Source organism: Paraburkholderia sp. GAS33 (assembly GCF_050436645.1).
In the GTDB taxonomy this organism is placed as follows: Bacteria; Pseudomonadota; Gammaproteobacteria; order Burkholderiales; family Burkholderiaceae; genus Paraburkholderia; species Paraburkholderia phenazinium_B.
In genome coordinates this window covers 557231-570671 of record NZ_JBNDMP010000003.1, presented here as the reverse complement: position 1 = coordinate 570671, position 13441 = coordinate 557231, and the positions used below count along the sequence as shown (strand labels likewise).

Genomic DNA, 13441 nt, shown 5'->3' with positions numbered 1-13441 from the left:
AGTGTGATGTTGAGCCTTACTTCTTCGCGTCCGCGTCCTTGTCCTTGCTTAAAGGCCGCCATGCATGGCCGCTGCGCGCCAGCAGCGCATCCGACTCGGCCGGACCCTGACTGCCCGCGGGGTAGCCGTGCACCGGCAGCGGACCGCTCTTCGGATGCAACACGTCGTCCACCGCGGCCCAGCTCGTTTCGATGCTATCGGCACGCTGAAACAGCGTCTCGTCGCCGAGCATGCAGTCGTACAACAGCGTTTCGTAGCCGACGTTCGGCTGTTCATCGAAAAAGTCGCCGTAGTTAAAGGACGACTGCACAGCGCCCATCTGCATGATTGGCCCCGGCGCCTTCACATTGAAATCGAAACTCGTGCCATGCGTCGGATCGATGCGCAAGGTCAGCACGTTAGGCGTCAGCGCATCCACAGGAGTGTCGCGAAACAGCCGGAACGGCACCGTCTTCAGTTGCACCGATATCTCCGTGCGACGCGCCGCAAGCCGCTTGCCGGTACGCAGATAGAACGGCACGCCGGACCAGCGCCAGTTTTCGATGAGCACGCGCGCCGCCGCATACGTCTCCGTCTGGCTGTCGGGCGCCACATCGGGCTCCTGCCGATAACCCGGCCCTGCCGGTCCCTTCTCGTATTGTCCGAAGACCACGTCATCCGGTTTTACCGGCTGGATAGCGTCGAAAATATCGGCTTTCTTGTCGCGCACTGCTTCGGCGTCGAAGGAATTGGGCGGCTCCATGGCCACCATGCCGAGCAGCTGGAACAGATGGTTTGGCAACATGTCGCGAAACGCGCCGGTCTGTTCGTAGAACGAGCCACGCCCTTCCACGCCGATCGTCTCGGATGCCGTGATCTGCACGCAGTCGATGTACTCGCGCCGCCAGATCGGTTCGAACAAGGCATTCGCAAAGCGCACGGCCATGATGCTCTGCACGGTGTCCTTGCCGAGAAAGTGGTCGATACGATAGACCTGCTCTTCCTTCGCATTACTCAGGATATGTTCGTTCAGATCGCGAGCGGACGCAAGATCCGTACCGAACGGCTTCTCGATCACAATGCGACGGAAGCCTTTGCCGTCGTCGCCTTCCTTGAGCAGGCCAGCTTTACCGAGGTGCTCGACAATCGGCTTGAAGAAGCGCGAACTGACGGCGAGATAAAACACTACGTTGCCGCCAGGCGTGTTTTCGAGCTTCTGTTTCAGGGCGGAAAACGTATCGTCGCTTTCGAATTCGCCCGCCATGTATTCGAGGCGCTGCGCCAGCGAACTCCACGCCTTGTCGTCAAGCTTCGAGGTGTGGAAGGTGCTGGCCTTGTCGGCAGCAAACTGCTGCAATGCCTTGTACAGATCGTCGCGCCACGCGCTGGTTTCGACCTGGCCGTGATTCACGCCGATGATCTTCATCTGCGGATCCAGCAGGCCGTCTACAGTAAGGTTGTACAGCGCGGGCATCAGCAGGCGTTTGGTGAGATCGCCGCCTGCGCCGAAGATCACGAGGGTGCACGGCGGCGCCGGGTGTTTGCCTGCCGGTACGGTAGGAGTGGAAGACTGCGCGCCGGCAGAGGAGGAACTTGAATCAGGTGCGTTCGAAGGAGTCGACATAGGGTTCACTTGATCGAAGTAAGCCAGTGGAACAGACGTGGCAATAGAAGAAAGACCAGGGCCGCCGCCGCACAGTTCAAAATCAGTTACGAATCGTCTGTCTGCAGGGTGACTGTAATACGCTTAACCCTGCCCTCCCCCTTCGTTTTGCTGCAGAACCTACTTGGCGACCAAGGCAGCCTCGGCGTCCGTTGTGGCCGGCACTTCGCCCGTCTCGCCCGCCATACGCGGCTGCAGCAGCAACGCAACGAGCCCGCTCCAGCCGGTCTGGTGCGAAGCGCCGACGCCACGGCCATTGTCGCCGTGAAAGTATTCGTGGAACAGCACGAGATCGCTCGAACGCGGGTCGGCCTGCAGCAGCGGATACGCGCCCATCACCGGACGCTCGCCGTTGCTGTCCTTGAGAAATAGCGTAGTGGCACGCCGTGCGAGCTGATCGGCGATTTCGCGCAACGAGAACTTCTGGCCGGAACCGGTCGGAAACTCCACGCGGAAATCGTCGCCGTAGTAGCGGTGAAACTCGTACAGCGACTCGATCAGCAGGTAGTTGACTGGCATCCAGACCGGTCCGCGCCAGTTCGAATTGCCGCCGAATACACGCGAGTCCGATTCGGCCGGCAGATATTTAACGCAAAAGCTGTCGCCGTTGTGTCTGAAGACGAACGGCTCGTCGCGGTGTACCCGCGAGAGTGCCCGCACGCCGTGATCGGAAAGAAATTCTGATTCGTCGAGGGCACGCCGCAACAACGCCTTCATCCGGTGTCCGCGCAGCAGCGACAGCAGCAGGGTGTTGCCCTTGCCAGTTTCATCCCAGCGCGACACCAGTTTGGCCAGATCGGGACGGTGCTCGAGGAACCAGAACAGTCGCTCCCGCAACCCGGGTAGACTGCCGTGCAGGCGCTCTTCGAGCACATGCACCGCAAACAGCGGGATCAGACCGACGATCGAACGCACCCGCATCGGCTCGCTGGTGCCGTCGGGCAGTCTCAGCTTGTCGTAGAAGAATTCGTCGGCGCTGTCCCACAAGCCGGTCTCGCAGTCGTCGTCGCAACTGACTGCCTCTGCGATATACAGGAAGTGTTCGAAGAACTTCACGCCGATATCGACGAACACGTGATTGGCAAACGCCAGTTCCAGCGCGATGCGCATCAGATCGAGCGCATACGCCGCCATCCACGCGGTACCGTCGGCCTGATCAATGTGACCGCCGGTCGGCAGCGGCGACGAGCGATCGAAGATGCCGACGTTATCCAGCCCAAGAAAGCCACCCTGGAAAATATTGCGGCCGTCGGCGTCCTTGCGGTTCACCCACCACGAAAAATTCAGCAGCAGTTTGTGGAACACCAACTCGAGGAAATCGCGATCGCCTTTGCCCATCAGCGCCCGGTCGATTTCATAGACGCGCCACGCAGCCCATGCGTGCACCGGCGGATTGGCGTCGCCCAAGGCCCACTCGTAGGCCGGCAACTGTCCGTTGGGATGCTGATAACGGTCCTTGACCAGCAACAGCAACTGCCGCTTGGCGAATTCAGGATCGATGAGCGCAAAGGCCGCGGCATGGAAGGCGAGATCCCAGGATGCGTACCACGGGTACTCCCACTTGTCGGGCATCGAGACGATGTCCGCATTGCACAGATGACGCCAGTCGGCGTTGCGGCCGCGCTTTCGATTTGCGTCAGGTGTGGGCTGCGCCGGATCGCCATCCAGCCAGCGCTGGACGTCGAACTGGTAGTACTGCTTCGACCAAAGCATGCCGGCGAGCGCCTGCCGCTGCACGAGCCGTGCGTCGGGATCGTGGATTTCATGCTGCAACGCCGCATAAAACCCGTCGGCTTCGGCAAGGCGGCGAGCAAACAGCGCGTCGACATCGAGCGGCACGTCATCCGGTGCGGACTCGGGACGCCAGCGCATATAAATCACCGCGCGGCCGTAGGGCGGGAGTTCGAGCGGCACGTGGGCCGCTGCCTTGGTGCCGGTGTCGGACCGTACCGCTTGCGCGTCGCCATGCACGAGGTAATCGTTGACGCCGTCCTTGAACGGACCCGAGCCGTCCATATTGAAGAGGCGTTTGACATTGGTGTCGTTCTCGCAGAACAGCCACGTCAGTTCGGGCGCGTCTTTCGACCACGCGGTCACCACAAACGGATCATGTCCTGGCTGGCGCCCCAGCAGAGACGTCGCGCCGTTCGCTGTTTGCTTCGAAAGCGATGGGCGGTCCTTCGTTTCTTTCCACGACCACGTATTTCGCGCCCAGATCTGCGGCAGCACATCGAGCGAGGCAGACTTGTCGCCCCGGTTTTCGACCGTGACCCGCATCACGATGTCTTCGGGCGTGTGCTTGGCGTATTCGACGTGCACGTCGAAATAGCAGTTGTCGTCGAATGCGCCGGTATCAAGCACCTCGTATTCGGGCATATCGGCGCCGCGCCGCGCGTTCTCCTGCACCAGATCGTCATACGGATACGCAGCGTGCGGATACTTGTACAGCATCCGCATATAAGAGTGGGTGGGCGTGCCGTCGAGGTAGAAATACAGTTCCTTGACGTCCTCGCCGTGATTGCCCTGTGAGTTGGTGAGGCCGAACAGGCGTTCCTTGATGATCGGATCCTGGCGATTCCAGAGCGCCAGCGAGACGCACCAGTTCAGCTTGTCGTCGCCGAAGCCGGCAATGCCGTCCTCGCCCCAGCGATAAGCACGGCTGCGGGCGTGGTCGTGGGGAAAGTAGTCCCATGCGGTGCCATTCGGGCTGTAGTCCTCGCGCACGGTGCCCCACTGGCGCTCGCTCAGATAGGGCCCCCAGCGCTGCCAGCGGGCGCATTCCCTGGAGTGCAGGCGGGTGCCTTCGATGGTTGCGAGCAGATTGGCGGCACGCAGCGGCGGCATGGAGCGGTCCCTTGCTTTTCGAGCTTGGCGGTGGGACTCACATCCTAGCGCGTTTTGCCCAAAGGGTGCGCCGGCGTGGGCTTTATCCGGGGCCTATCCGGTGCTTGTCCCGTGCCTGCTCCGCAGTCCGCCTCGCGGTTCACCCATTCGCCAGCATCCGCTTCACCCTCAGCAATTCCCCCAGCGACCACGCCTGAAACGGCGTGCCGCCCGGATGATGCGGTGCATCACCGTCGGCTACCTCGCAGAGGTGATCGAGGCCGTCGCGGTCGAGATACTCGATCAGCGGCGCAAGAAAGCGCGTGCGCGCCTGCGCCCGCGCACCCTCGGCCGGTTGATTCACGCGCAACCATGCCTCGACGAACGGCCCGATCAGCCAGGGCCACACTGTCCCCTGGTGATAAGCACTGTCACGCTCGACCTGACCGCCCGCGTAGCGTCCCCGATAGGCGGGATCGGACGGCGCCAGGGTGCGCAGGCCAAGCGGCGTCAACAGGTGCGTCTCGACCTGTTCGACCACCGCACGCGCTGCGGCGCCTTCGAGCAGCGGAAACGGCAAGCCTCCCACCGCGAAAATCTGGTTCGGCCGGATCGAGCGATCGATTTTGCCCGGCACGTGGTCCGCGTCGACGTTGTCGAACAAAGCACCGCTCGCCGGATCCGTGAAGCGCTGCGCAAATGCTTGCGAGGCACGCGCCGCTGGCTCCTGCCACTGCGGATTCCACTTCGCAGCAATGCGCAGCGCGTTGATCCACAGCGCCTGCACTTCTACTGGCTTGCCGATACGCGGCGTTACGACCCAGTCGCCGACCTTCGCATCCATCCACGTCAGTTGCACACCTGGCACGCCGGCACGGAGCAGACCATCGTCATCGGCCCGGATGCCGAAACGGGTGCCACGACTGTACCCCGTGAGAATCTCCTCGACCGCCTGCTGCAGACGCTTGCGTGTGTCGTCGCAAGCGTGCTCCGCGGCCAGGTAGTCGTGCACCGCAACCACGAACCATAGGGACGCATCGACGGCGTTGTATTCCGGCGTGCTGCCGTAGTCGGGAAAGAGATTCGGCAACATGCCTTCGGAGATCGTGCTGGTCCACTCGAGCAGGATCGACTTTGCCGCTTCGTGACGGCCCGATGCCAGCAACAAGCCGCGCATCGCGATGAACGTATCGCGGCCCCAATCGGTAAACCACGGGAAGCCCGCGACCAGCGTGCTGCCTTTTTCACGCGCGATGAGGTAAGCATCCGCAGAGCGATGCAGTTGCGAGGCGAATGCGCTGCGACGCGCAAATTCGCCATCGGCCAGCGCCTGCGCCCGTTCGACAGCCGGCGTGTCATCGGCTTGCGGGCCTGCACGCAGGATCATCAGTGCGGCACCGTCGGCGAGTGAGAAAGTGAACACACCGGGCGTCGCAAGATCTTCGCTGAAATCGAGGCCACGTTCGCGCTCGCGTACATAGCAGAAGTTTCGATACCAGTCCGGCGCGTGAGTGTACGTTCCGTTGGTCGACGCGTGAATCGCCGGCAGGTCACCGTATGGCTGCCAGCTCACCTTGGCGCGGGCATCATCCGTCTGTGCATTGAAGTTGAACGCGGCGTTTTCGTGATGCAGCGCGTGATAGTCGCGTCCCGACAAAAGCGGCCGCACGTTCAACGTATAACGGCTTGCGGCTTCTGCGCTAGCACTGCCCGGCGCAAGACGCCAACGCAGGACCGTCTCGCAGCTCGCCTTCGCAACGAAGACCTCAAAGATCAGTACCGCTTCGCCGTCGAGCTGGAAACGCCACGTCGGCCAAGGTTGCGTATCGAAACCGAGCAGGCTGGATGACACATCGGGATACACCACGTCTGGTACATAGCGCTGCATCGTGAGCGGATAACGCTTGCCGTCTGCTTCGAGCCACGCTTCGACACCATTGACGAGTGCAACGCGCCCGCCAGGTGGATGCATCGCCGTCAGCAGCAGCGCGTGATAGCGGCGCGTCCGCGCCGTGCCGACTGTTCCCGATGCGAAACCGCCGAAGCCGTCCGCCTCGAGCCACTCGTATTCGAGCTGGAAGGAATCGAAAGTTTTTTCGATGCGCGTCATTTTTACATCCGCCGTTTTTACTGCTTCGATCTTACCGATTTAATGAAACAGCAAGGAAAAATCGCCAGATAGGCGTTCGCCATAATTTCTAATCACTTTCCGAATTCCAACAAATAGCCATCAAATTCGCAGCGCGCAAACGTTACACCGTATTTCATAATATTTTCTTCAAGTCACTGGAGACTGCATCCCGCTACCCCGAACGAGGATGCAGACATGCGAAATTTCCAGGTCGCGGCCACGGCCGTAGTCGTTGCACTCACAACCGTTTTGTTGACCGCCTGTGGTCCGGACGAAAGCAGTTCGGCAAGCGTCGGTCAAAGCAACGCCGCAACCAGTTCAGTCACACCCGCGGCCACACCCTCAGCTCCTCAGACAAACCTGGCGGCGACGCCTCCCGCATGGGGCGCGTCAGCCGCGCTAGCAGGCGCCGCTACACCTGGTACCACCGCCGCATCGGACAGCGCTGTGCAAAGCGTGGAAGCAAGCCTCGCAGGAGACAGCCAGCAGGTTACTCCCGTGCTGCGCTATGCGCCCGGCGACAGCGACCAGAGTGGCCACAGCAATTAACCAACGGATTACCCCCAGCGCATCGAGACGCGCTATTCTTTCCCCCCGCAGAAGGTGATAACCAATGACCTCAAACAGCCGTCGCCGTTTCCTGCAGACCGTTGCATCATCCGCCGGTGCCGCCGCCGCGTTGGCCGCATTCCCTGAATCGATCCGCAATGCATTGGCGATCCCGGCCAATTCGCGCACCGGAACGATCGAGGATGTCGAGCACATCGTGGTATTCATGCAAGAGAACCGTTCGTTCGACCACTACTTCGGCCACATGCGCGGAGTACGTGGTTACAACGACCGCTTCCCGATTCCGCTGCCGGGCGGCCAACAGCCGGTGTGGTATCAGCCGTCGAAAGAGAACGCGGCGCAACCGGTTCTGCCGTTCCACCTGAACACGCAGACCACCAGCGCACAATGTATCGGCGATCTCGACCACAACTGGTACCCGACGCACTATGCCATCAACAACGGCGCGTACAACCAGTGGCCGCAGTACAAGACCGACATGACGATGGGCTACTACCTGCGTAGCGACATTCCGTTTCACTACGCACTAGCCGACGCGTTCACCATCTGTGACGCCTACTTCTGCTCGATGCCCGGCCCGACACACCCGAACCGCTCGTATCTGATGACCGGCATGGTCGACCCGAGCGGCACGATGGGCGGACCGCTGCTCGACAACAACGATTACGTGGACGGCGATGGCCCGCCGAAGTACGCACTGCTCTCGTGGACGACGTATCCGGAACGTCTGCAGGCTGCGGGCATTTCGTGGCAGGTTTACCAGCAAGGGCTGACCGGCGCCGATCCGCTGAACGGCAACTACGGTACCAACATCCTGCAGAACTTCGTCAACTTCATCAACGCACAACCGGGCTCGGCACTTTACGAGCGCGCACAGACAGTGCGCACGATTGTCGATCTGAAGAACGACGTGCTCGCAGGCAACCTGCCGCAGGTATCGTGGCTGTGCCCGCCGGCAGCGTACTCGGAACACCCGAGCTACACGCCCGCTTATGGCGCGGAATATACCTCGCAGATCATCGAAGCGCTGACGTCGAATCCGGAAGTCTGGAGCAAGACCGTCCTGTTCATCATGTACGACGAGAACGACGGCTTCTTCGATCACCTCGTGCCGCCGCAACCGGCAACGACTGCAGCCCAAGGTCAGTCGACGGTCAGTGTGGCCGGCGAAATCCACAACGTGGTGAATCCGCTGCGCGGCGGCAGCTACACTGCCGACGGCCTGCCGTACGGCCTCGGACCGCGCGTGCCGATGACGATCGTCTCGCCGTGGACCAAGGGCGGCTTTGTCTGCTCGCAGGTGTTCGATCACACGTCGGTGATCCGTTTCATCGAGAAGCGTTTCGGCGTGACGGAGCCGAACATCACGGAATGGCGCCGCGCCGTATGCGGCGACCTGACGACGGCGTTCGACTTCCGCACGCCGGATGCGACGATGCCGCCGCTGCCGGACACCAGCAACTACATCAACATGGCCAACAACCAGTGCGCCGTGAATCCGGCGCCGGTCGTGCCGGCCACGCCGGGTCCGTTCGACGCGCAGGAGTCGGGTATCCGTTTTGCCCGTGCACTGCCGTATGAGCTGCACGTGAATGGCAAGGTGGACGTCAAGGCGAACACCTTCACGATCGATCTCGCCAACACCGGCACCCACGGTGCGCACTTCTACGTCTATGCCACCAACCGCACCGACGGCCCGTGGCGCTATACCGTCGAAGCAGGCAAGTCGTTGACGGAGACTTTCGATCTGACCTCGACGATCGGCGTCTACACGTTCGAAGCGTTCGGCCCGAATGGCTTTGTCCGCAAGTTTGCAGGCAATGCCGTCGAGACGCAGAGCAGGAACAACAAGCCGTCGCTGCCGGAAGTCCGCACGCACTACGACGTGGCAAACGGCAACGTGTACCTGAAGTTCACCAACAAGGGCAAAGGCACCGCGCGCCTGACGGTGATCGACAATGCGTACGGTGCGCGTCCGCGTCAGGTGATCGTGCCGGCCGGCGCGGAGATCGAGGAAGCATGGGTGCTGGCGTCGAGCCACCACTGGTACGATCTGACTGTCAGCAGCAATGACGACGCCAGCTACAGCCGCCGCCTCGCCGGCCACGTCGAAAACGGCCGTCCGAGTATCAGCGACCCGGCCGCTATCGCGCCGACGTTGAGGGTAGTCTGAAACCGCTGAGGTGCCGCCGGGCATCGAACTTGCACGCGTCGCTGTTGTTAAGCGGCGTGTGCCCGTCGTTGCCCGGCGCGTTCAGCAGTGCGGCTGCGCGCAGCACCGCTGATATCACCAGGGAGGTTTTATGGAACGCGAAGCCTTTGTCGGCACCCTCGAAAAAGAGGGGTTCAAGGAGTTCGTCACCGTGACGCGCGAGCCCGGCGGCGCGCTCGATGTGCACGAGCATTCGTTCGAAGCGAAAGCGCTGATTCTCGAAGGCGAAATCAGCCTGCGCGTTGGAGATGAAGAGCGGCTCTACAAGGTGGGCGACGTGTTCCATCTGCCGGCGCACATCGCGCATTCAGAGCGCTATGGACCGGCGGGCGTGCAGTATCTGGTAGGCCGCAAATAACGCGTATCGAGTAACGCGTTAACGCATCATAGGTAACACCCCCGCTCCCCGGACGAATCACGCGCCCAGCAGCACGCCGGTGCGCAGCGGCTTCGTTCCCGTCACGCGGCCCAGCGGCGCGCCCGCTGTCACGAAGCGGATCGCACGACGCATATAGAAAATGCCATCTGTCTTGCTGCTGATGGTGGTCGTCTCGTCGGTCAGCGGATCGATGATGTCGAATAGCGGATCGCCCGCACGAATGCTGTCGCCGATATTCGCGCGGTGCACGAGTATTCCGCTCACCGGTGCATAGAACTGCTCGCTGCCCGCGAGCGGCGTGGCAGGCGCGAGCAGTTCGGGCAGCGCCTTTGGCTCGCCGCGAATCGCCTTACGCCACATCAGGTAATCGACCAGCGCATCGGCATCCTGCTGCGCCACTGCATACGAGACGTCCCGTTGTCCGCGGCATTCCACCGTCACCGCAACCGTGCCGGTACCGACCGGTTGATGCGCCGGCAGCTTCTGCTGCAGTTGCCACCACAGCAGGCTATACATCTCGTCGAACGCTGCAGCGCCCGAGTCCGTGGCGAGCAGCGAAGCGCGTGCGCCGAGATAGCGCGAAAGCGGCTCGAAATCGGGCCAACCCACCTCGCTCGTGTACAGATGCATCACGGCTTCCAGCGAGCAATGTAGATCGATCACGACATCCGCATCGAACGAAAGCTTTTGCAGCGCCACTTGCAGCGATTCGAACTCGGTCAGCGGTTTTTGCTCGTTCAGCTCCGCGTTCATCAGTTGCCGAACGATCTGGATGTTCGCCACCGGGTCCGCCCCGAGCGACTCCTTGGCGCGTTCAAGCAGACGCGGGAACATCAGGAAATTGCGGTTGAAGTTCTTGCCGCTGGCCAGATCGAAGCGGCCGAGAAACTGGCCCAACACGTATTGGCCGAGCCCGACGGGGTTCGCCACCGGCACCACTACGATCTGCGCAGCCAGCGCGCCCTGCGCTTCCAGTTCGAGCAGACGCCGCTTCAGCAGGACCGTCGTCAGCATCGCGGGTGTTTCGTCCGCGTGCAGGGTCGACTGTATGTAGATTTTCTGACCACTGTCCTCGGGTCCAAAGTGAAAGCTCACCAGTTCACGATGAGTGCCAATGGCGGGGGACAGCAGAGGGATCGATTGTTTCTTCATGAGCGTATCGCGAATGCGGAGAGACCAACGTTATCTATGACTGTTCTATGTCTGTGCAGCGGCGCGAGCGCAGCGATCGATGCTCAATCGCTGCCGTACGGATCGAAGTCGAAGTACTTGTGCGCAATCTTCGCATACGTGCCGTCCTTCAACATCGAAGCGATCGCGTCATTGATCGACGCCTGCAGGGCTGTTTCGTCCTTGCGCAGACCGATGCCTGTGCCATGGTCGCCCATCGACAGCGGTGCCCCGACAAACGCGAAGCCCTTGCCGGCCGGTGTACGCAGAAAGCCTTGATCCGCTTCCACCGTACCCAGCAGGGCGCCGTCGAGGCGGCCATTCACCAGGTCCGCAAAGACCTCGTCCTGACTCTTATACGCTACCACGCCCACGCCATGGGGCGCCCAGTGGGCTTGCGCATAGGTTTCGAACTGCGTGCCCGACTGCACGCCGATCTGCTTGCCCGCCAGCGACGCCGGCGCGTCGCTCAATCCCGAGCCTTGCTTCGCAATGAGATGCGATTTGAACTGAAACAGTTTCGACGAGAACAGGATCTGCTGCTGGCGCTTTTCGGTAATCGCCATCGACGACATGATCGCGTCGATCTTGCGCGCCTGCAGTGCCGGGATCATCCCGGAGAACTCCAGTTCCACCCACTCGCATCTGGCATGGATGCGCCGGCAGATTTCATTGCCGAGGTCGACGTCGAAGCCTTTCACGCTGCCGTCCGGCGCCTTGGAGTCCATCGGCGGATAGCTCGGGTCAATGCCGAGACGCAACGTGGCGCTATCAGCAGCAAACGCACCGCTGCTGACAGTCAGCGCGGCGGTCAGGATCATCAACGGGGTCTTCATGGCGAGAGGCGGTCCGGTTCGGAGAGCTTGTCGGAAAGGAGCGGATGACGTGCGGCTGGACCGCGTGGCGTCTGGCAGGCGTCATGCTACCTCTCGTTGGCGCGTCAAAGAAGCCCTCCGGGGCTATCGCGATCGCATTTAGCGATCACCCATCGCGCCAGGCTCACCCTGTCTTGTCCCGCACTACCCGTGCGCGGGCGGGATAGCGGCGAATGGGCGCGATCCGTAAGCGTCCCGTCGAGAAATGGGGTCCGCCACTCTGACTTGTCCGCCAAACCCTCGCCGTCCCCGGACAACTCTTTGGGCAAGGCCGCCAGCAGGTTAGGATGCCCACAAGGACACTACGCTTAACCGGCAACGTAGTCGCAAAACACTCCGATCGCCTCAATCGGTCAAGGAGACAAGTGACATGCTTGCGCCATGAGCATCCTGCCAACCTTATCCCGATCCGTTAGCCCTTCCATGCGAGTCCTATTCGTCGTCGGCAATCTGGGTGACTACCATGTGCCCCGGTATCAAGCGCTTCTCCGTCTTGCCAACAGCCGCGGCCACGAAGTATTTCTCGTCGAGGTATTCGGCAAATCCGGCGTGTACGGCTTCCCTCAGGATCGCCGCGCGGCCTTCTTCAATACCCATCCTGCGAACTGCGTTACGTTGATCAAGGACGCGGGCGAAGGCGATGGTCACACCTTCCGCGTGGCGGCCGAGTTGCTGGCGGTCTTCCGCAAGTTTGCTCCGGACGTCGTCGTCACATTGGGCTACAACACGAACTATTCGATCGTGCTGTGCGTGCTCAAAGCACTGACGCGCCGCTTTTCGCTGATCTATATGTCGGACTCGAAAGCCGACGACGGCAAACGTTACACCATCAAGGAACGTGCGAAACGTCTGCTGGTGTCGAGGTTCGACGCGGCCCTTGTCGCTGGTGAAAAACACCGCGTCTACGCGGAATCGTTGGGTATCCCAATGGAACGCTCGCGCGTGGGCTTCGACGTGATCGACGTGGAGTACTTTTCCAGAATGGCCCGCGAGGCCGCCTCGGCGGCAGACGAGATTCGCGCACGCTTTACGCTGCCGCCGCGCTACGTGTTGTGCGTCAGCCGCTTCGTGGCGCGCAAGAATATCGATCTGCTGATTGGCGCATTCTTTCACGCGGGACTGCATCTGCGCGGCATCTCTCTCGTGCTGGTGGGGCAAGGTCCATGCAAGGCGCAACTGCTGGAGCAGATCGACCGGCTCGGCTTGGCCAAACATGTGCTCATTCTGAGTTCCGTGCCGAATCCCCATATGCCGGGGCTCTACGCGCTGGCGGATTTCGTCGTGCTCGCCAGCAAGTTCGACCAGTGGGGCTTGTGTATCAACGAGGCCTTTGCAGCGGGCACCCCGGCCATCGTCACACACGCTTGCGGTGTGGCGAACGAACTGGTGCAGGACGGCGTCAACGGCTTTATCGTCGAGCCGGATGACGAATCGGCGCTAGCGGCAAAGATCATGCAACTGGGCACGAACAGCGAGTTGCGCGAACGCTTCTCCGCTAACGCGTTGGCATCAGCGAAGCGCTGGACGCCGGCGCTGTTCGCGTCGAATACCATCGAACTGGCAGAAGCGATGATCGGCCCGGCGAGCCGCACGCAGGAAGCGGCTTAGAAACGGGAACAGGGGCACTGGATCGGCGCTC

9 protein-coding genes are annotated in these 13441 nt (G+C 61.6%); 4 read left to right on the top strand and 5 right to left on the bottom strand.

Annotated elements, in window-relative coordinates; translation table 11 throughout:
• Positions 1 to 16 precede the first annotated feature (16 nt).
• From zwf to P3T24_RS12825, 3 genes are all read right to left on the bottom strand, one after another.
• Positions 17 to 1603, bottom strand: a complete 1587-nt coding sequence (gene zwf / locus P3T24_RS12835) for a glucose-6-phosphate dehydrogenase (protein WP_429435021.1) — start codon at positions 1601 to 1603, stop codon at positions 17 to 19.
• Between the two features lie 159 nt (positions 1604 to 1762).
• Complete coding sequence (locus tag P3T24_RS12830; RefSeq protein WP_429435018.1) at positions 1763 to 4486, bottom strand: MGH1-like glycoside hydrolase domain-containing protein; 2724 nt, start codon at positions 4484 to 4486, stop codon at positions 1763 to 1765.
• Between the two features lie 139 nt (positions 4487 to 4625).
• Positions 4626 to 6575: an amylo-alpha-1,6-glucosidase gene (locus P3T24_RS12825; RefSeq protein ID WP_429435015.1), complete on the bottom strand. Its 1950-nt coding sequence runs from the start codon at positions 6573 to 6575 to the stop codon at positions 4626 to 4628.
• A gap of 216 nt (positions 6576 to 6791) precedes the next feature.
• On the opposite strand from P3T24_RS12825, the gene P3T24_RS12820 reads away from it, so the two are divergent.
• From P3T24_RS12820 to P3T24_RS12810, 3 genes are all read left to right on the top strand, one after another.
• The gene (locus P3T24_RS12820) at positions 6792 to 7145 is read left to right on the top strand and encodes a hypothetical protein (RefSeq protein WP_429406228.1); all 354 of its coding nucleotides are present in this window, start codon (positions 6792 to 6794) and stop codon (positions 7143 to 7145) included.
• Positions 7146 to 7209: 64 nt separating this feature from the next.
• The gene (locus tag P3T24_RS12815) at positions 7210 to 9339 is read left to right on the top strand and encodes a phosphocholine-specific phospholipase C (protein ID WP_429435012.1); all 2130 of its coding nucleotides are present in this window, start codon (positions 7210 to 7212) and stop codon (positions 9337 to 9339) included.
• Between the two features lie 130 nt (positions 9340 to 9469).
• On the top strand, positions 9470 to 9736 hold the full coding sequence (locus P3T24_RS12810) for a cupin domain-containing protein (protein WP_429435010.1): 267 nt from the start codon (positions 9470 to 9472) through the stop codon (positions 9734 to 9736).
• Between the two features lie 57 nt (positions 9737 to 9793).
• Here P3T24_RS12810 and P3T24_RS12805 read toward each other — a convergent pair whose 3' ends face one another.
• Positions 9794 to 10909 (bottom strand): succinylglutamate desuccinylase/aspartoacylase family protein, encoded by a 1116-nt coding sequence (locus P3T24_RS12805; RefSeq protein ID WP_429435007.1) that lies wholly within the window; start codon positions 10907 to 10909, stop codon positions 9794 to 9796.
• Positions 10910 to 10992: 83 nt separating this feature from the next.
• Positions 10993 to 11763: a transporter substrate-binding domain-containing protein gene (locus P3T24_RS12800; protein ID WP_429406224.1), complete on the bottom strand. Its 771-nt coding sequence runs from the start codon at positions 11761 to 11763 to the stop codon at positions 10993 to 10995.
• Between the two features lie 462 nt (positions 11764 to 12225).
• Here P3T24_RS12800 and P3T24_RS12795 point away from each other — a divergent pair, with 462 nt between their 5' ends.
• A complete protein-coding gene (locus P3T24_RS12795; RefSeq protein WP_074267120.1) occupies positions 12226 to 13410 on the top strand; it encodes a glycosyltransferase family 4 protein in 1185 nt (394 codons plus the stop codon).
• Positions 13411 to 13441 lie beyond the last annotated feature (31 nt).